Origin of the sequence: Companilactobacillus metriopterae (assembly GCF_004117915.1) — a bacterium.
Classification (GTDB): Bacteria; Bacillota; Bacilli; order Lactobacillales; family Lactobacillaceae; genus Companilactobacillus; species Companilactobacillus metriopterae.
In genome coordinates this window covers 186294-204517 of sequence record NZ_RSTD01000002.1, presented here as the reverse complement: position 1 = coordinate 204517, position 18224 = coordinate 186294, and the positions used below count along the sequence as shown (strand labels likewise).

19 protein-coding genes, 1 tRNA gene and 1 other annotated feature are annotated in these 18224 nt (G+C 32.8%); of the genes, 9 read left to right on the top strand and 11 right to left on the bottom strand.

Annotated features, from left to right (window positions below):
* Positions 1-17: 17 nt before the first annotated feature.
* The 3 genes from dltC (at position 18) to EKN01_RS06155 (ending at position 2982) form a co-directional block, all read left to right on the top strand.
* Positions 18-245 (top strand): D-alanine--poly(phosphoribitol) ligase subunit DltC, encoded by a 228-nt coding sequence (dltC, locus tag EKN01_RS06165; RefSeq protein WP_099975312.1) that lies wholly within the window; start codon positions 18-20, stop codon positions 243-245.
* Between the two features lie 2 nt (positions 246-247).
* The gene (gene dltD / locus EKN01_RS06160; protein WP_129045419.1) at positions 248-1504 is read left to right on the top strand and encodes a D-alanyl-lipoteichoic acid biosynthesis protein DltD; all 1257 of its coding nucleotides are present in this window, start codon (positions 248-250) and stop codon (positions 1502-1504) included.
* A gap of 116 nt (positions 1505-1620) precedes the next feature.
* Complete coding sequence (locus EKN01_RS06155) at positions 1621-2982, top strand: FAD-dependent oxidoreductase (protein WP_129045418.1); 1362 nt, start codon at positions 1621-1623, stop codon at positions 2980-2982.
* A gap of 37 nt (positions 2983-3019) precedes the next feature.
* Here EKN01_RS06155 and EKN01_RS06150 read toward each other — a convergent pair whose 3' ends face one another.
* From EKN01_RS06150 to EKN01_RS06120, 7 genes are all read right to left on the bottom strand, one after another.
* Positions 3020-4195, bottom strand: a complete 1176-nt coding sequence (locus EKN01_RS06150; protein ID WP_241685262.1) for an MFS transporter — start codon at positions 4193-4195, stop codon at positions 3020-3022.
* Positions 4196-4292: 97 nt separating this feature from the next.
* A complete protein-coding gene (locus EKN01_RS06145; RefSeq protein WP_129045417.1) occupies positions 4293-7016 on the bottom strand; it encodes an efflux RND transporter permease subunit in 2724 nt (907 codons plus the stop codon).
* Between the two features lie 141 nt (positions 7017-7157).
* Positions 7158-7712, bottom strand: a complete 555-nt coding sequence (locus tag EKN01_RS06140) for a TetR/AcrR family transcriptional regulator (RefSeq protein ID WP_129045416.1) — start codon at positions 7710-7712, stop codon at positions 7158-7160.
* A gap of 10 nt (positions 7713-7722) precedes the next feature.
* Complete coding sequence (locus EKN01_RS06135) at positions 7723-8196, bottom strand: nucleoside 2-deoxyribosyltransferase (RefSeq protein ID WP_129045415.1); 474 nt, start codon at positions 8194-8196, stop codon at positions 7723-7725.
* A 301-nt stretch (positions 8197-8497) separates the two neighbouring features.
* Positions 8498-9343 carry an amino acid ABC transporter substrate-binding protein gene (locus EKN01_RS06130; RefSeq protein ID WP_129045414.1) on the bottom strand — a complete coding sequence of 282 codons (846 nt, stop codon included), beginning with the start codon at positions 9341-9343 and terminating at the stop codon, positions 8498-8500.
* Positions 9344-9358: 15 nt separating this feature from the next.
* Positions 9359-9994 carry an amino acid ABC transporter ATP-binding protein gene (locus tag EKN01_RS06125; protein ID WP_129045413.1) on the bottom strand — a complete coding sequence of 212 codons (636 nt, stop codon included), beginning with the start codon at positions 9992-9994 and terminating at the stop codon, positions 9359-9361.
* 14 nt (positions 9995-10008) lie between these two features.
* Complete coding sequence (locus tag EKN01_RS06120) at positions 10009-10659, bottom strand: amino acid ABC transporter permease (protein ID WP_129045412.1); 651 nt, start codon at positions 10657-10659, stop codon at positions 10009-10011.
* Between the two features lie 167 nt (positions 10660-10826).
* Positions 10827-11047, bottom strand: a binding site (T-box leader).
* A 117-nt stretch (positions 11048-11164) separates the two neighbouring features.
* Between EKN01_RS06120 and EKN01_RS06115 the strand changes: the two genes are divergently transcribed.
* Positions 11165-11929, top strand: a complete 765-nt coding sequence (locus EKN01_RS06115; RefSeq protein WP_129045411.1) for a DUF975 family protein — start codon at positions 11165-11167, stop codon at positions 11927-11929.
* 36 nt (positions 11930-11965) lie between these two features.
* On the opposite strand, the gene EKN01_RS06110 is transcribed toward EKN01_RS06115, so the two are convergent.
* Positions 11966-12616, bottom strand: coding sequence for a metal-dependent transcriptional regulator (locus EKN01_RS06110; protein WP_129045410.1), 651 nt, complete (start codon positions 12614-12616; stop codon positions 11966-11968).
* Positions 12617-12731: 115 nt separating this feature from the next.
* Between EKN01_RS06110 and EKN01_RS06105 the strand changes: the two genes are divergently transcribed.
* The 4 genes from EKN01_RS06105 (at position 12732) to EKN01_RS06090 (ending at position 15360) form a co-directional block, all read left to right on the top strand.
* A complete protein-coding gene (locus tag EKN01_RS06105) occupies positions 12732-13253 on the top strand; it encodes an HdeD family acid-resistance protein (protein ID WP_129045409.1) in 522 nt (173 codons plus the stop codon).
* 48 nt (positions 13254-13301) lie between these two features.
* Positions 13302-13375: transfer RNA gene (locus EKN01_RS06100), tRNA-Thr, on the top strand.
* A gap of 471 nt (positions 13376-13846) precedes the next feature.
* A complete protein-coding gene (locus EKN01_RS06095; RefSeq protein WP_129045408.1) occupies positions 13847-14101 on the top strand; it encodes a hypothetical protein in 255 nt (84 codons plus the stop codon).
* Positions 14102-14406: 305 nt separating this feature from the next.
* Positions 14407-15360, top strand: coding sequence for an alpha/beta hydrolase (locus EKN01_RS06090; RefSeq protein ID WP_129045407.1), 954 nt, complete (start codon positions 14407-14409; stop codon positions 15358-15360).
* A gap of 42 nt (positions 15361-15402) precedes the next feature.
* On the opposite strand, the gene EKN01_RS06085 is transcribed toward EKN01_RS06090, so the two are convergent.
* Together EKN01_RS06085 and EKN01_RS06080 are read right to left on the bottom strand one after the other, a co-directional pair.
* Positions 15403-15840, bottom strand: a complete 438-nt coding sequence (locus EKN01_RS06085; RefSeq protein ID WP_129045406.1) for a hypothetical protein — start codon at positions 15838-15840, stop codon at positions 15403-15405.
* A 17-nt stretch (positions 15841-15857) separates the two neighbouring features.
* Positions 15858-16808 (bottom strand): Lreu_0056 family protein, encoded by a 951-nt coding sequence (locus EKN01_RS06080; RefSeq protein WP_129045405.1) that lies wholly within the window; start codon positions 16806-16808, stop codon positions 15858-15860.
* 145 nt (positions 16809-16953) lie between these two features.
* Between EKN01_RS06080 and EKN01_RS06075 the strand changes: the two genes are divergently transcribed.
* Positions 16954-17454, top strand: coding sequence for a DoxX family protein (locus EKN01_RS06075; RefSeq protein WP_129045404.1), 501 nt, complete (start codon positions 16954-16956; stop codon positions 17452-17454).
* Positions 17455-17507: 53 nt separating this feature from the next.
* Here the strand turns inward: EKN01_RS06075 and EKN01_RS07870 are convergent, their stop codons facing one another.
* A complete protein-coding gene (locus EKN01_RS07870; RefSeq protein ID WP_129045403.1) occupies positions 17508-18149 on the bottom strand; it encodes a sunset domain-containing protein in 642 nt (213 codons plus the stop codon).
* Positions 18150-18224 lie beyond the last annotated feature (75 nt).

The window sequence follows — 18224 nt, the reverse complement described above, 5'->3', positions numbered from 1 at the left end:
AAATTATTATGGATGAAATGACACAAAAGATATTGAGTATAGTTGAAGATGTATCAGGTTTAGATAATATTGGTGGAGATACAGATTTATTTGCAGATGGAATTCTAGATTCAATGGCTACTGTTGAAGTATTGGTTACACTACAAGATACTTTTGGTATTCAAGTGCCAGTATCAGAATTTGACCGTTCTGAATGGTCAACTGTAAATAAAATAGCAGAACAAGTAAAACTATTGGAAAACTAGTTATGTGGAAAAAACTATTTTATATTTTAGGTCCAGTTTTAATTGCTGGACTGGCAGTTATAGTTTTATTTTTAACACCAATTAATTATCGAACAGCTAATCCTACAAGTGTGAAAAAAGCTTCAACTTCATTGGACGCCAGAGTATTAAAGGGTGACATAATGAAGAATTATGCTAAGAATGAAAACTATATACCGATTATCGGGTCATCAGAGCTTTCTAGAATGGATCCGTTCCACCCTTCTGTTGTTGCACAAAAGTATCATTGGAATAATCAGCCATTCCTACAAGGTAACCCTGGTACAGCATCATTGAGTCAAGCATTGAATGTCAATTCTATGCAAATGACTAAGAATAATAAGGCAGTATTTATTATTTCACCTCAATGGTTCAGTCAGTCGGGAGTTAGTGCAGCAGGATTCGATTATTACTTTTCACCACTACAAGTAGATAAATTTATTCTTGAGTCAAATACTGGTGATAAGAAATTAAATGAATATATTGCCAATAGAATTTTGGAATTAAATCCAACGGTAAATTATGTTAAAAAGGAATCTTTGAGAAGAATAGCAGATGGCAAACAGATCACCTCTAATCAAAGATTCTATCTGAAAAACATTTCAGAACCGGGATTGACTAATCAGGATAAACTATTTGGTAGTATCGGTATACAGAATAATCAAGGCTTGATAGATAAAGAAGCTAAAAAACTTCCAGATAATTACAATTATGATGAATTAAATGATCTTGCCACAAATATGGCCATGGATAAATCAAAGAATAATGATCTTCAAATAGGTAATAAATTCTTTGAAAAGCGTTTGAAAAAACGTATATCCAAATATAAGAACTTCGATAATCACATCGATTATCTACATTCACCAGAGTACAATGACTTCCAAGCATTGCTATACATGTTTGATAGAAATCATACACAGGTTATGTTTGTAATTCAGCCAGTAAATAGAAAATGGATGAAGTACACTGGAATGTCACCAATGGTTTTGAATGAATTTGATGCTAAAGTAACATATCAATTGAAATCACAGGGATTTGATAATATTGTTGATTTAACAAATGTTGAAAATCCTAATTATATATCTGAAGATACTATCCACATCGGTTGGCGTGGATGGTTGATGGTAGATGATAAGTTAAAAGGTTTCTATAAAGACAAAAAAGCAGATCCTAATAAGACTCGATATCATATGAATGAAAAATTCTTAGATAAGAGTTGGGCTAATAATATTGATTTTTAAAAAGACTAAACCTCATAGGTTTAGTCTTTTTTGTTGAATTGATTATCATATGATATTGATTTCTAAATGATAATGATTATAATGTAGGTATAGTAAATAAAACAGGAGGGTTACATATGAATAAAGAAAAAGTAGTCATTGTTGGTGCTTCTCATGGAGGACATCAGTCTATAATTGAGTTATTAGATACTTACAAAAATCTAGATATAACTTTATATGAAGCTGGAGACTTTGTTTCATTTATGTCTTGTGGAATGGAATTATATCTTGAAAACAAGGTTACTGATGTTAATGATGTTCGTAACTTTAGACCAGAAGAATTTGAGGAACAAGGCGTAACTATTTCCAATAATCACCTGGTCAAATCAATTAATTTAGATGAAAAAACTATAGATGTTGAAAGTGATGGTCATACTGAAACAGTAAGCTATGATAAGCTAATTCTTAGTTCAGGTGTAACACCTAATGAGTTACCTATACCAGGAAAAGAATTGGAAAATGTTTTCTTGATGAGAGGTTACGATTGGGCAACAAAAATTAAAAGTAAGCTTGAAGATTCTCAAGTGAAAAATATAGTTGTGATCGGTTCCGGATATATTGGAATTGAAGCAGTAGAAGCAAGTATCAAAGCAGGAAAGAACGTTACAGTTATTGATACGATTGATCGTCCATTAGGTACTTATTTAAACTCAGAAATGACAGATATTTTATCAAAGGAATTAACTGATAAAGGTGTCAATGTTGTTTTAGGTTCTAAAGTTGAAGAATTTTTAGGTGATCAAAAAGTAAGTAGCGTTAAGACAGATAAAGGTACATTTGATGCGGATGTAGTAATCCAGGCTACAGGTATCAAACCTAACACTGAATGGCTTAAGGGAACAATTGACCTTGATGATCATGGATTTATTAAGACAAATGAGTATTTGCAAACCAATGATCAAGATGTCTATGCAGTAGGAGATGCTACTCTGGCATATTCAATACCTGCACAGAAGAATATTCCAATTGCATTAGCAACCGTGGCAAGACGAGAAGCACGCTATGTTGCAAAACATATTTTTGAGGACAAACACTCGGAAGCATTCACAGGAGTTGTAGGTTCATCTGCTTTGAGTTTATTCGATTATCATTTTGCAACATCTGGTTTGAACCAGATGTCAGCGACAAGATCTGGAATAAACGCTAAGTCTTCTTTCTTTAAAGATAGTTTACGTCCAAGCTATATACCTGAAAGTGATAATCCTGAAGTATTTGTTCAACTAACTTATGATGAAAAATCTCACGTTATCCTTGGAGGAGCCGTAATGTCAAAATATGATATTACAGCTCAAGGAAATACTATCGCGTTGGCTGTTCAACAGAAGATGACACTAGAACAATTAGCAGAAGCTGATTTCTTCTTCCAACCAGGTTTCGACAGACAATGGAGTTTGCTAAACTTAGCTGCTCAGAGTGCATTAAATCAATATAAATTCTAATAAAAAAGCTACTAATCAATTTGATTAGTAGCTTTTTTTATTCTTTAATATTATCTTTGTGACTGATAATAAAACTGATAGAGGCTAATATGGTTGCAACAATAGCGAATAATATAATCATTGCTGACCAAGTTTGAAAACGTTGTTGAACATATCCAGAAAGAATTGGTCCTATCGCTGCTAGCACAAATCCAATGGATTGTGCCATACCAGAAATTTCAGCAGTCTGGTAAGGGTTGGTAGTCTTTTTTGCGAAGAAGACAATTGATAGATTGAATGCAATACCTGCACCAACACCTGTCAAGAGAACAAATATTAACACCAAAGGAATGTTACTAGTATTGATTAAAAATCCAAGTGGAGCAAATATATATCCAAGAACTAACATAATATTTAAGTATTTCATTGAATTATCGTTTGCAGCCATAGCAGGAACGATGAAAGCAAATGGTAGAGTTGTTAATTGCAATATTGTCAGTAAGTTGCTAGCTGTAACTGTGGGTATACCATGAGAGATTAATAGTGACGGAATCCATGTAATTATTGAATAATAAATCAAAGACTGAAGTCCAAAGAAGAAAGTAATCAACCAACCTAGATTTTGTTTCCAGACACTTTTGTATGTTTTAAGAACATCACCATTGGTATGAGCAATCTCATTATGTTTCAAGTTAGGGATCCAGAATATAAGGGCGATGATACTGATTGAAGATAGGACTGAGATAGTTATCTTTAGGCTAGTATGACTAATAAGAAATCCAGCGGTTATTGTACCAATGGCACCTACTAGGAGCATAGATAGAGTATACAAACTAGTACCGACATTCATCTTCAAAGGCATACGATCTCTTATAACGGCAGGCATCAAAACATTTCCACTGTCAATACCAACACCAACTAAAAATGTACCAATCAACAGTGCGGCAGTTGAGGGAATAACTCTGACATAACTTCCGATTACAAGGAATGTAAATAGCAAAAATATAGTAAGTTCGTTTCCTAATTTTTTGGCTATTTTTACTATGATAGGAGAGAATGCTGCAAAAGTCAGTAGTGGAATTGCTGTCAGGACGCCAAGCATAGATTGCGGCATACCGACATCTTTAACAATACTATTTATCAGTGGAGGCATCATAGTAATTGGTAATCTCAAGTTTGCTGAAATGAGCATCATACTTATGATAAACCATTTTGTTGATGTATTATTTTTCACAATATTCTCTCCTTTCTTGATAAGACTAACTACAATACTATACCAGATTGTGAATAATAAAAAAAGACATGAGATTATATCTCATGTCTTTTAGTTATTAGTTATTTGAACTTTCGTCCAACTCTTTTTCTTCTTCAACAGCTTTCTTATCTTCAGATCTGTTTCTGAATAAGTAGATAATTGCTGGAAGAACTGTTAGAGCACTGATTAGTGAGTAACCAGTATCAAGAACTGTGATAAGACCGAATGATCTAAGGATTGGGAAACTAGCAAACATAATTGCTGAGAATCCACCCATAACAGTTAAACCTGAAACTGTTATAGCTTGTCCAACATGTGATACAGCATCGATGATAGCTGTATGACGAGTGACATTCTTCTCACGCTCTTCTTGATAACGCTCGAGAATTAGAATTGTAAACTCTGTACCAATACCAAGAACTAATGAACTTAGTGCGATTGTAACAGGGTTGTATGATGTGTGCATTAACCATAGTGTTAGTGGTGATAAACCAAGAACAACTAGGATAGGTAGCACTGGGTAAATTGCAAGTCTGAAGTGACGATATACAAGTAGAAGTACCAAGAATATAATCAATAGACCGGCAATCATGATCAATGTATGGTTAGCAGTAACATTACTGATACCGATAAGCATCATAACTTGTGGACCAGCGGCAGAAATTGTCATTCCATCTTTCTTACCACCAATATCGTTAGAAATCTTGTCCATAAGTTTTTGTTGATCTTTAGAACTTAGATTTTGGTTAATTCTAAATTGAATTGTTGTGTACTTAGCATTCTTAGTAACAACAGAATCTTTTAGTGATGTTGGAATAGATTTAACACCAGAATTAATAACTGATTGTGAAGCATCTAATGAACCACCAAGTTGCTTATATGTTGAAGGAAGACTTGTTACACCAGTAACGTCTTTATACTTGTCTTTTTCTTTGTTAGCTAGCTTATCAATCTTCTTCATAGTTGATTTGTCTTTTGCATTATCTGTCTTAACTAGGTAGTTAATGTAGACTGTTGAACCAACTTGTTTTTGAAGATACTTAGTATCTTTTAGAGTTGTCATATCTTGAGGAATGAACTTCAAGATATCAGTTTCAGTGTCAATATTTCTTTCAACAGCGAAACCTAATGCTCCAAGAACAACTGCGATAATGAATACCCATGCAGCATGCTTAGTTATGAACTTAGCATATCTTGTAAGACCACGTGACAATGCTGTTTGTGTATTTCCGTTATTCTTTTCTTTTCTTGCGGCATTCTTTTGTTTGAATTTAGCTTGAGCTTTTTCTGATGAATCAACAAGTGTGAATGTTGAGAACATCATGAAGAATTCAACGATATATGATGATAGAACACCGATAGCAAGAGTAACACCGAATTGTTGCATCATAGGTGCTTTAGATAGGAACATTGTTAAGAAACTGAAAATCATAACGATAAGAGCAATACCTACGGCAGGTCCCATCTTAAGAATTGATTTCTTAACAGATAATTCTGGATTTTCTGAGTTGCGATATTCTTCTTCATAACGGTTTTGGAATTGAACACCAAAGTCAGTACCAAGACCGATGATGATAGGTAGTGTTGCCATTGTGGCAAGTGTAATAGGAAGGTTGAACCAACCCATCAAACCGAATGTCCATAGAAGACCAATTAAAACAAATAGTAGTGGGAATAATCTTCTTCTTACAGGGAAGATCAATGCAAGAATGATAATCATGATAATAACAGCTAGTACAACCATGATTGTCATATCTTTGATAACTAGATTCTTAACTTGTCCAATAACAGCAGGTGTACCAGCAATACGTACTTTTACATTGCCAGAGAATTTAGTATCTTTAACTGCTTTTTGAACATCTTTTAGAAGTTTAACGTTAGAGTCCATATCAGTTGTATCTTTAGTATTGATCATCATGATGGTATGTTTACCATTCTTAGGAAGCAATTGATCAAGAGCTGAAGGAACTTTTCCGTTATTACTTAGAAGGATGTCTTTAAGTAGTGCGTTAGACATGTTTTGTACTTTTGGAACCATTGGTAGCAATGATTGAGCCATTGCTGCTTTTTGTGTATCGTTCAATAGACTTAGTGTATAAGTTTGAACTTGTTGTTGTTGTTCATCTGTCAACATACCCATAAGTGCAGTTTGTTGTTGTTGTGTAGCCTGAGCAGCAGCAGCCTGTTGTTGTTCAGCAGGTAGGGCAGCAATTTGTGCAGTTGCTGCTTGTTGAGCTTGAGCTGCTTCTTGCTTCTGTTGATCAGTAAGAATTGATGTTACATATGTCTGAACTTGAGCAGTTTGTTCAGTTGTAAGAGAACTTTGAACTGAACTTAGCAACTGTGTTTGTTGCTTAGCAGACAATGAAGCCATCAAATCTTGTTGCATTTGTGGAGTAACTTGAAGTGCAGAATTGCTACTTACACCAGTAGGATTCTTGCTCAATGATGACAATTCGTCATTCATCAAGTTAACAACTGATGTTGTTCCACGAACATTGTCCATCTTGCTAATTTTCTTATCTAAAGTAGCAAGTTTCTTCATGTTAGATTTTGAGATAATATCGTTTTGCTTACCACTAACCATAACGTAGACAGCATCACCACCAAAGTTCTTTTGGTAAGTATCTGTGTCTTTAAATTCTTTTGAGTTAGTGTCAACGAAAACGTCATTACTAAATTTCATTTGAACTTTTGGTAAACCGAAAGCCAATAAAATTGTAACTACAGCAATAATGGAAATCCATAATTTTGCGTGCTTATGAATACTATTGCTTAGGAATGTAAAAAACTTTTCCATAATATAAACCCTTCCCTTAAAATGATATAAATTTCATACTAAAAGTATAACAGTATCTAGTATAAACATAATTAAAAGACACTCTAGAAACAAAAAGCGCCACTTATCTCAAAAAGAGATAAGTGGCGCTTTTTGTCTTATTTATTTTGGTAAATTTAAGAAATTTTCTGCAAAATCCGTAAAGTTTCTCTTAGGTATTTTGAAGTCATTATCTTCTAAATACTCAATCAGTCCCAAAATACCACCCACAACAAAACTAATTGTCAGTTCTGGATATGGTGAGTCCACAATCATCTTGATAAGTGGATCTTTAGTATTTGGAAATTCATGGTATTTTTTAGCAACAATATCCCTCAAAACTGATCTAAATTCTGGATAAAGATTAGCTTTGGTCTGATATTGTGGAGAAATATTACGCATGAAATTATTGTTTTTCTCTATAAATTCAGTAACTTGAGATAGGATTGTCACAGATTCTGATTGGTTAGGGTCATTAAATAGATCCTCCAATAAATAGGAAAAGACTGCTCTAAGAAGCTGGAACTTATCAGTGTAATAGCGATAAAAAGTACTGTGATTGATCAAAGCCTCATCACAAATATCTTTTACAGTGATTTTATCAAATGATTTCTTTCCTAGAAGAGAAATCATAGATGTAATGATGTTTCTTTTGGTTCTTTCGGTTACTTGTGACATTGACTATCTCCTAAAATACATCGATATCTTCGTACCTTGTCATCAGTGTTTCAAAGTTATAATCTTTAATTTGTTCAATGCTGTCCATCCCGTTGAAAAAAGCGGTGAATGATCCAGCTAACATAAGATTTAGAGGTAGATCTGATTTATATCTAACACCGATAACCGGAACGTTATTCGCAAATGCGTACCCACACTCAAACATGGTACCTGAGTCAGGTTCAAATTCATTGGCTTCAGTTTTGTAATCAACCATAGCTACTACAATATCAGAGGAATTGATATTATTGATGTCATGTTTGAAAATTGCTGTTTGCCATTCAAAGGATCCGAATTCTGCAGAAGTATAGTCTAAACTGGCTGGTCTGAAAACTTTATCAACTGTAGGATTCTGTTCTAGTAGTTGTTGAATATTATCCAAACGCTTAACTTGATCTTTATCAAAAAAAGGACCGGCTAGATAAATTCTTTTCTTTGTAGTCATGATTGATCTCCTTTAGTTTGTCACCTATATTATACCTGTAAAAATGGTCTTAATGTAAAAGTTATATTACGGTTGTTTTACATAAAGATATAACTTTAGCTACAATTTTTAAAAACTGTTTTAAAAGTTGTATATAGGTGTTATAAATAATATTGAAAATAAACAACAGCTAGGAGCCCCCGCCTATGACAATCATTAGCAAGCTACGGAACAATATAAATTACGTATCATTTTTTGGAATATTTTTAGCATTCTTATTATTACTTGTATAGAAAAAGAGTAGCCATTTGGCTACTCTTTTTTATTTGATCATTGAATTATCTGAATTTCCAAACCATTTATTATTTATTTTATCTAGAGTACCGTTTTTCTTAAGTTTTTTGAAAGCTGTATTTATTTTATTTTGCATTGTTTTATCACCTTTGCGCATACCTACAGCAAAGTCTTCGCCAGTAAATCCTCCAGATGTTAATTCGTATGAATCAGGATTTTTTTCATGATTAATGTAGTAATTTGCATAGACACTATCAATCAAAAGTCCTTGAATACGGTTTGCATCTAGATCCATGAAGGCATTGTTAAAAGAATCGTATAAAACAGGGGATTGGTTTTTGATGTATTTTTTAAGTTTTTGTGGATTTGCATCTAGTAAACTTGCTCCTGAAGAACCAGTTTGTATACCTAATATTTTATTATTCATATCTGAGAATTGATTTATATTCTCAGATTTTTTTGTAACCAAAACTTGTTTATTTGCAAGGTAAGGGTCAGAGAAGGCAAGTTGTTCAGATCTTTCTGGAGTAATAGTGTATCCGTTCCATATCAGATCGATGGTTCGATTTCGTAACTCTGTTTCTTTCATATTCCAGTCGATAGGCTGAAAATCAACTTCAATACCGTACTGTTTGAAGACTGCTTTAGCCAAATCAATGTCATAACCTACTAAATTGCCATCTTTTTGACGGAATCCCATAGGTACAAAAGTATCATCTAGTCCGATTATCACTCGTTTTCTTTTTTGGATAATGGACCAAGTATCAACAGTATCAGCTTGTTTTGCAATTGATGGTTTAGAGTTAGCACAACTAGTTAAAATAGGAAAAATTAGAAGCATAGTTATGATGCAGACAAATATTTTTTTCTTCATAATGATTCCCCTTAGTTATTTAATAGGTTGGACTTTTAAAATTTGATCAGAAATTTTTTCTGCAAATGCTGGATCATGAGTAATAATAATTTGAATTACGCCAGTATTTTTAGTTTTCAAAATATAATTTCCCACAACATCCCTCAAACTAGGATCCAATGCACTAGTAGGTTCATCATAGCAAAGTATTTTTGGTTGCATTGCTAGTGCTCTCGCTATAGCTACACGTTGTTTTTGACCACCAGATAATTCTGAAGGATATTGATCTTTGTTATCGATTAAATCGAAGTATGTTAATAATTCAGCAGCTTTTTCAATTGCATCTTTTTTACTTTGTTTTAGTACCATTTGAGGAGCAAGAGCTACATTTTCAATTACAGATAAGTGAGGAAATAAATTGAAATCTTGAAAAACCACACCCACTATTGGTTGGACATCCTTGTCTTTAGTAGGATCAAAAGGTTTTCCATCGATTAAAAAAGTACCAGAATCAATATTTTCTAGTCCTGCAATACAACGAAGTAGGGTAGTTTTACCAGCTCCAGAAGGACCTACAATACTTAAAATAGAATCATCTTCAACTTTTAAATTTAGATTATTTAAAATGGTTTTATTATTGTAGCTTTTAGTAATATTTTTAAGCTCTAACATATATTTCTCCTATCCTAATCATAATAACTGTAGTGTTTTTCCAAAATTTTGAGTACCCATGTACAAACTAATGTAAGTAGTAAGTAAATCACTCCAACCAAGATTAAAGGCACAAGTGTTACATCTCGTGAACTTGCTATATTGCCGGCACGCAGTACATCACCAAGACCAATTACATATACAAGTGAGGAATCTTTTATTAAATTAATTACTTCATTACCAATAGAAGGAAGAACAATTTTTAATACTTGGGGAATAATTATTTTTCTTAAAGTTTGGAAATAATTAAGACCCAGCACCTTAGCACCTTCGAATTGTCCTTTTTTGATACTACCGAATCCACCACGGAAGATTTCTGCAAAATAAGCAGTGTAGTTAATGATAAATGCAAATAAAGCAGCATCATATCGTTCAAAAACTATAGGGAAAAATGGTAAGTTGGGTAATCCATAAAATACAAAAATCAATTGTAATAGTAGCGGAGTACCACGCATAACCCAGATATAAAAGCTAAGGATCCATTGAATGATTTTAATACCTGAACTTCTTCCAACAGAAACTAATATACCTAAAGGCAGTGAGATGATGAGTGTCCAAAAGAATACCTTCAGTGTCATAACTGTTCCACTCAGTAATGATGGTAATATTTCAAAAATATAGTTCATAAATATCCCTCCTAAAATGTACAAAAAAAGTCCTCTAGCAAATAATGCCAGAGGACGCAAAGCGTGGTTCCACCTCATGATTGCTGATACTTCACAGTATCAACCTCAAGAAGTTATTCAAATTGTTGAATAAATGAGAATAAAAAAATCCCCTTAGTCAAAATGACTAAGAGGACGCAAAGCGTGGTTCCACCTCATGTTCCCTGATATCTCACAATAACAGGCTCAACAAGTTAAATAACTTGAGTTATAACGGAACTACCGGAAAGATCCTACTGAATTCAGATCATCAACTTACAGATGTGTTTCATAAACTGTTAGACCGACTTGCACCACCGTCAGCTCTCTGAACTAAAGAAGTTTACTAATTTTCTGTCTACGTTTTTGTACTCGTTTAAATGTAGTCACAATGTTACTTTCAATTTAATCATATGTCAATACTAATTACATGTTTTATTAAGATTAACCTTTGTTATAATGTTTTACTAAGGAGTTGATACTTATTATGATAAATGTAAATAAGATTTCTCTGCGAGAAGTTCGAAGAGCTTCTCACAAAGAATTTAGATCAAATTTAGTGGAGAATATTTCACTTAATTTTATTCCCATTTTATTAAGATTTTTAGGATTATACTTTATTTTAAAAATCTATTATGCATGGATGAATAACTTGAATATCAGTACGACAGATCCACAGGCTGCTACTGCAAGAATGGAACACATCTTGAGAGATATTTCTAACAATCCAGATTCTGTCAATAATTACACTATCAAGCTAGATAATCTATCAACGACAGTTATGTATCTATTATTTTTGATACTATGTCTAATCAGTGTTGGTATCGGCTATAGCTTGGTTAATAAATTTCGTAATTCAGAATTGCATCTTAGCCCTATGGCTGCATTTTCGGTATTTTCTACAAAGTATTTCTTTAGAACAATTATTTTGTTGATTATGAATATTATTATCTTCCAGATAGGACTTTGGTTGTTTATCATTCCTGGTGTTATTTTGATGCTAATCTATTCTCAAAATATGTATATCTACAAAGATGATGTAGATGCTGGACAAGGTAGAATATTTGCTACATATCGTAAAAGCGCAATATTGATGCGTGGTAACAAAGGTGCATTCTTCGTGTTACTGTTGGAATTTTTGATATTAGAAATCATTAATTTCTTTACCTACGAGATATTGTCAATCTGGTTACATCCATTTGAACAATTGACTTTTGCTAAGTTCTATCAAACATTAGCAGATAATCAATAATAAAAAGACACCTATAAGTATAGGTGTCTTTTTTTGTTATCTTTTTTCAACAAATATGTAATCAATTGCCTTAGGACTTATTGTTAATTGAGTCTTATCTTCTTTTTCTATAACCAGAGAATTATCGAATTGTTCATGGCGAATAATTTTGACCGTATCGTCTAGTGAAATATTGATACTACTAAAGTATTGTAAGAAGTCAAAGTTATCTGATATACGAACAATTTGCACAACGTCGTCAGGTTGAGCATCGCTCAACAACATATCATCTGTATCAGTCTCACCTTGGCCATTGCCGGGGATGATTCCGCCATGAGGGCATCGTTGTGGGAAATTCAAATATTCATTCAAGTGGTCTAGTAAATCATTGTTGGAAGCATGTTCCAGAGAATCAGCGTGATTATGTATGCTGTCAATAGGGTACTTAAGGTTCTTGTACAAGAAAACTTCCCATAGACGGTGATTACGGACAAGTTTTTCAGAAACTTCGATACCTTTGTCAGTCAACATTATTTGATTATAAGGTGAATGTGTTACATATCCTTCATTGACCAGTGAATTAAGCATCTCAGTGACCGAAGGAGCAGAGACATTCATCAATTCAGATATTTTTTTATTCGTTATTTTTTTGAAATCATAAGTTAATTCGTAAATAGTTTTTAGATAGTTTTCTTTGTTAGGTGACAAAATTTGTTCCTTTCGTGTTACCTAATTTTTTTATTAGCTATAATAATTATAGCGCATTTTCTATTCAAGTAGAGTAAAATAAGTTTAAAGATTAATTTATAAAGGGGATAATATTATGAAAAATGCAAGAAGAGGATTTGACTGGCTATCATTAATAGTCGGAATTCTATCATTGTATGTCGGATATGTGGTTATGTCATATCCATTGAAATCTTTATCATCAGTTGCTTATATTTTTGGTATATTTATTTTAATTAGAGGTATTTTCCAACTATGGTTTAGTAATCAAGAAACCAAATATCTAGGTATTGGTGCGGGTGGAGTAACAATTATGGGAATAATTTATATTATTCTTGGAATTGTACTGATTGTTAACAATAACTTTGCTCAAGTGGTTATGGTTTACTTGTTCGCTATCTTGTTCTTCATGGATTCTATTTTCCAAATAATGACATCTAGATTTTATGCAAACTTTGGTAAGGGTTACTACTGGTTAATTGTTATCTTGGCAATTCTAAACTTTATTGTAGCTATTATTCTGTTATTCGAACCACTACTAGCTGCATCAGTAATTATCTGGTTGTTAGCATTCTTCTTCATTACAACTGGTATTATGGAAATTGCAAAAGCATTCTAAAAATAGCTGAATAGATAGTATAATTCTGGTAAAATATACAGGAATTATGCCATCTTAGCTCAGCTAGGTAGAGCATCACCATGGTAAGGTGGGGGTCGTCGGTTCAAGTCCGATAGATGGCTTTCATATTTTGTGAAGAGCCTCAATCCTGGAATTAAGGATTGAGGCTCTTTTCTTTTATATTTAGACAGGACCTCAACAAAATGAAAAATCCTTTTAAGATATACAAAAATTTTATTCAAAGAAGAGAAGATTATGTTAATGGTACTGATTATTGTGATTGGTCTTATATCGGGAATTTGATATTTGAATGCTATTAGTTTGTGAAAAGTAAATATTTAAACTATTTAGTTGGAATAAATGACCAAATTTTAATCACTTACAATTAAAATGTGATATTTTCTTGAGATAAATACGTCTATGTTTAAAATCGCAACGTTTATATTTAATTCAATTGTGAAATGTTAAACAATGATACTATACATCTTATAAGACTCAAGGAATTATAGGAAATTTTTTAAGTGAAAAATCTCTATACAATACATAATTTAATTTTCATTTCAAACATCAATTAGTTTTTTGGGGGTGATATTTTGAAAGAGAAGTCGGATAGAGAAATAGTAAACAAAACAAATAGCATTTCATTGAATATTGTAGAGTGGACTACTATTACTTTGGCAGTTATCTGTATGATTGTATTTAAGTTTAATAATAATGGTGCTTATGCTGTCATTGGCACTACGCTATTATTGGTATGGTTTTTAACAATGATGTCTCAAATCGTGTTGGGAGTTTATTTCTCTTTGAGAAGGAAAGATGATATTGGGGGGATTGATGATAAAAACTGAACAGATTATAAACGTTATATCAGCAATAATAGTTGGAGTTATAACAACTTATTTCTACGATTCATTTAAAAACATGTAACATATTAATCATTTATATTCATATATAATTTGGATCGTAATTATGGGAATATTAGCGTGGGCAATTTACTATTTAGTTCATTACATACTTAAATTATTACAAAATAAGAAACCTCAACCTTAGTTGGGAGAGGTTTTTTTAATGCTGTGAGCCAAATAATTGTAATTCTAATAAAAAAGAATAAAAATATTAGAGTACTAAAAAATTGGTAAAGGAAGCGTTAACTATGGTTGAAAGAATTTCTCTAGAAAAAGAAGCTTTAGATGTATGTGAGGCGACAGATCCGCATCCACGTATCTATGAGCTACCAGTAGAAGAGGGTAGAAAAGCATTGGACGACTTACAAAATAGTCCTGTCCATAAAGAAAATGTCGATATCAAAGACATCCCTGTTGATACTGGTGATTGGGGAGAAATTAATGTAAGAATTATTAGACCTGAATCCAATTATGAAAAATTACCAGTAATATTCTATATTCATGGTGCTGGTTGGGTATTCGGAGATGCTCATACCCATGACAAATTAGCCAGAGAATTGGCAGTAAGAACAAACTCAGTAGTAATTTTCCCAGAATACTCATTGTCTCCGGAAGCCAAATATCCAACAGCAATTGAACAAAATTATGCAGTACTTAATTGGACTGTTGATAATGCTAAGGAATTAAATATTGATGCTGAAAAGCTTACCGTATCTGGTGATAGTGTCGGAGGAAATATGGCAACAGTTATGACACTTATGGCAAAAGAACGTAAGGGTCCTGAAATTAAACAACAACTATTGTACTATCCTGTTACAGATGCTAATTTTGATACAGAATCGTATAAAGAATTTTCAGAACACTATTACTTAACTCGTGAAGGAATGCAATGGTTCTGGGATAAATATACGACTGATGAAAAAGAACGTGCTGAGATAACAGCTTCTCCACTTAGAGCAACTAAAGAACAATTAACAAATCTTCCAGCAGCAATGATACTAAACGGAGAAGCAGATGTTTTACGTGATGAAGGTGAACAATACGCTCGAAATCTAAGAGAAGCAGGTGTTGAAGTAACACAAATACGCTTCCAAGGTATGATTCACGATTTTGTTATGATTAACTCTCTTGATCAAACTAAAGCAACACGTGCAGCAATGGACGTTTCTACTAAATGGATTAATAAGAGAAATAATAAATAATATTAAAAAAACCTCTACTCAATTTGAGTGGAGGTTTTTAATTTAAAATAATTTGCCGTCTCTGGCTTGGTAAAGTACCTGACGCTGGTCTTCATAAGGAGTCATGACAACATAGTACTTGTCGCCCCATTCGTCAGCAACTTTTTTTGATAACCAAATAACTGCATTCTTGGCTTGTTCATTTTCCTGTGAATTAGCTTCAGGATCTTTGAATAGGTCCAAAACATTATCTAATATATCTTTGTTTTGTGGAGTAATAATGAATCTATCTCCAGATAACGATGATGTTGTCGAAAAAGGTATGTTAGCACTATTTGCCCAACCCACAAATTCACTAGCCTTGGCATCATTTGAAGTAGACATATCTCTGAATTTTGTAGAGTTAACGAAAAATGCTCCGATAATTATAAGAACTGTAATTACAGATATTGTTGATATTAAAACTTTTTTGCTGATAGTAAAATTCCCATTTATTTTCATAAAAATCCCCTTAAATATTATTCTGATTCTATATCTGGCATGCGATTTGCTACTGATTGAACTAATTGTTTCTGAGCTGGAGTTGAGTAGAATCTAGTTTCTAATTCCTTTAGACTGATTGAACTTTCAACGTATTCTTGTTGAAAAGTTGGTTTACCAGTACTTGCATCTTTTTTATAGCATAAAACCGTGTCGCCATTTACCACATAACCAACAGTTGAGACAGATGTTCCAGTACCTATAAAGTATTTTCCATTATAATAGGAAATTCCTAAAAGTGTCTCCTTAGCAAGATCATCACCTGGCATAAGTAATTGACGTACCATAACACCAATCTGCTTTAGATCTCTGGTTTCTATTCCAGAATTATCAGTAGTTGAATTGAATTGTGTTGTATTTGCTGATTGATCAGAATTCTTTCCATCGGCAATTTGTGCGAAACTATTTTTTATTTCGTTATTTTGTGTTTCGGCAAATCTAGGATCTCCGTCGCGTGATTCACTGACTAATACAACTGGTTTTCCATTATGGAAGGTAAATAAATAGGTGATTCTGTTTGGTGCTGGTGGCTCTGTACCGTCATGATTATAAATGGCAACTACGTTATATTCGTAATTACCGTTACCTTTAGGACTCCAACCTATAGAGTATTTATTACCATTAATCGATATTCTATTAAAATCATCTGGATATTGATCTCCAACAGATGTTTTTAAAGGATTTTTTCCATCGTATTTGGTGTAAGATTGATTCATTTTTGGAGCCCAACCATTGATAAAGTTTTCTAATTTTTGATCCTTTTGGTTGTCCCATGGTGTAGTTGCTTTTTTTGGTTTAGTTACTTTCTTTGTGGTCTCAGTTTTAGACGGTTCAGCTTTAGAACTTTTTTGACTGTTGTTACCACACCCCGTAATTAAAACTATAGCTAGAAATGAAACTAGTACTAAATAAAATCGTTTGTTTTTCATTTTATCCCCTTTTAAGTATAATTTCCTTTTTAATTGTAATATAGATTAATAATATAATCAAAACAAACTAATTTATATTTTCCGAGAAAGATAATTTGCATAAAAAAATGTACAAATGTTTTAATATCATTTGGAGGATTTTTAAATGATAAAATTTTTACGCACTAATCGAGTTGCATCAGGTATTTTAGCAGTATTAAGAATTTATTTAGGAGTTATGTGGACCATGTCTGGTTACAGCAAAATAGCTTCTGGAAATTTCAATCCAAAAGGGATGTTCATGGGAACATTGAGTCATCCTGTAGTAGGACCAACAGGTGATACAGTGTATCCTTGGTTTAATGATATGATTAAAAATTTCTTCATGCCACATGCCAATGCTATGGGCTTCATGGTTTCATGGGGAGAACTATTAGTAGGATTAGGATTAATTTTTGGTTGTTTAACAACAGCTGCCGCATTTTTCGGTATGCTTATGAACTTCACATATTTACTTTCAGGTTCAGTTTCGGTTAATCCAACATTTATTTTAATCGAGTTCATTATTTTGGCAGCAGGATTTAATGCTGGAAAAATTGGATTAGACAGATGGATTATACCTTATCTAAGAGAAAAAATTCCATTTTTGAAACATAGTGTTCAATAAAAAATCCCCTTACTCAAATGAGTAGGGGATTTTTAGTTATAAAACTTCTTTATTTAACGAAGGGCGCGTCTGTAACCACTGGCTTGTGCTTCTTGTTCAGTTTGGAAATATACGGCATTGCTTGGATTTATGTGATACCCTGCCTGTCCGGGTACATGATATATACGACTGTTGGCATTACCAATAATAGATCCTTGGGTAGTGTAAGAACTACTTTGACTTTGTTGTTCGGATGTATCTGTAGGCGCTGGTGATGCCGATTGAGTATATTCGTTATTGTCACTAGAGCTATCTTCGCTAGTTTCTGTATCGGTACTATTATCTTGAGCATTATTTGTTTTTTCTTCTTTTTTGCTTTCTGATTTTTTCTTCTTAACTTCGTTATCTTTCTTAGTATTACTCTTTGAATCTTTCGATTTTTCTTTATGTACAGTAGTGTTTGGCTCACTAACTTTATATTCTTGTTTAATATGAGGACCAATACCAATTGATAAGATTATCAAAGATAGTACCCCTATAGAAATCCATGTAGCTTTTTTCTTCTGTTTGTCATTTTTGAATTTGTTTTTGTGTAGCCATATTCCTGCCCATACAAGTCCTGCTACTAAGAATATGTACCAAAAGAATATTACCAATACCACGAGTGCACCAAATATTAAAAGTAAAAACCAAATTTCATCGTTATTCTTTTTCATCAATTAACCTCCAAATAACGGTATCTATAATATTACGGAATTTAGCTTATTTAATTTTTATTGATTTGAATCAGC

Bases quoted from the DNA above. Each gene is read 5' to 3' on its own strand.
- dltC (WP_099975312.1), top strand. From the start codon at position 18: ATGACACAAAAGATATTGAGTATAGTTGAAGATGTATCAGGTTTAGAT.
- dltD (WP_129045419.1), top strand. From the start codon at position 248: ATGTGGAAAAAACTATTTTATATTTTAGGTCCAGTTTTAATTGCTGGA.
- EKN01_RS06155 (WP_129045418.1), top strand. From the start codon at position 1,621: ATGAATAAAGAAAAAGTAGTCATTGTTGGTGCTTCTCATGGAGGACAT.
- EKN01_RS06145 (WP_129045417.1), bottom strand. From the start codon at position 7,016: ATGGAAAAGTTTTTTACATTCCTAAGCAATAGTATTCATAAGCACGCA.
- EKN01_RS06140 (WP_129045416.1), bottom strand. From the start codon at position 7,712: ATGTCACAAGTAACCGAAAGAACCAAAAGAAACATCATTACATCTATG.
- EKN01_RS06135 (WP_129045415.1), bottom strand. From the start codon at position 8,196: ATGACTACAAAGAAAAGAATTTATCTAGCCGGTCCTTTTTTTGATAAA.
- EKN01_RS06130 (WP_129045414.1), bottom strand. From the start codon at position 9,343: ATGAAGAAAAAAATATTTGTCTGCATCATAACTATGCTTCTAATTTTT.
- EKN01_RS06125 (WP_129045413.1), bottom strand. From the start codon at position 9,994: ATGTTAGAGCTTAAAAATATTACTAAAAGCTACAATAATAAAACCATT.
- EKN01_RS06120 (WP_129045412.1), bottom strand. From the start codon at position 10,659: ATGAACTATATTTTTGAAATATTACCATCATTACTGAGTGGAACAGTT.
- EKN01_RS06115 (WP_129045411.1), top strand. From the start codon at position 11,165: ATGATAAATGTAAATAAGATTTCTCTGCGAGAAGTTCGAAGAGCTTCT.
- EKN01_RS06105 (WP_129045409.1), top strand. From the start codon at position 12,732: ATGAAAAATGCAAGAAGAGGATTTGACTGGCTATCATTAATAGTCGGA.
- EKN01_RS06090 (WP_129045407.1), top strand. From the start codon at position 14,407: ATGGTTGAAAGAATTTCTCTAGAAAAAGAAGCTTTAGATGTATGTGAG.
- EKN01_RS06085 (WP_129045406.1), bottom strand. From the start codon at position 15,840: ATGAAAATAAATGGGAATTTTACTATCAGCAAAAAAGTTTTAATATCA.
- EKN01_RS06080 (WP_129045405.1), bottom strand. From the start codon at position 16,808: ATGAAAAACAAACGATTTTATTTAGTACTAGTTTCATTTCTAGCTATA.
- EKN01_RS06075 (WP_129045404.1), top strand. From the start codon at position 16,954: ATGATAAAATTTTTACGCACTAATCGAGTTGCATCAGGTATTTTAGCA.
- EKN01_RS07870 (WP_129045403.1), bottom strand. From the start codon at position 18,149: ATGAAAAAGAATAACGATGAAATTTGGTTTTTACTTTTAATATTTGGT.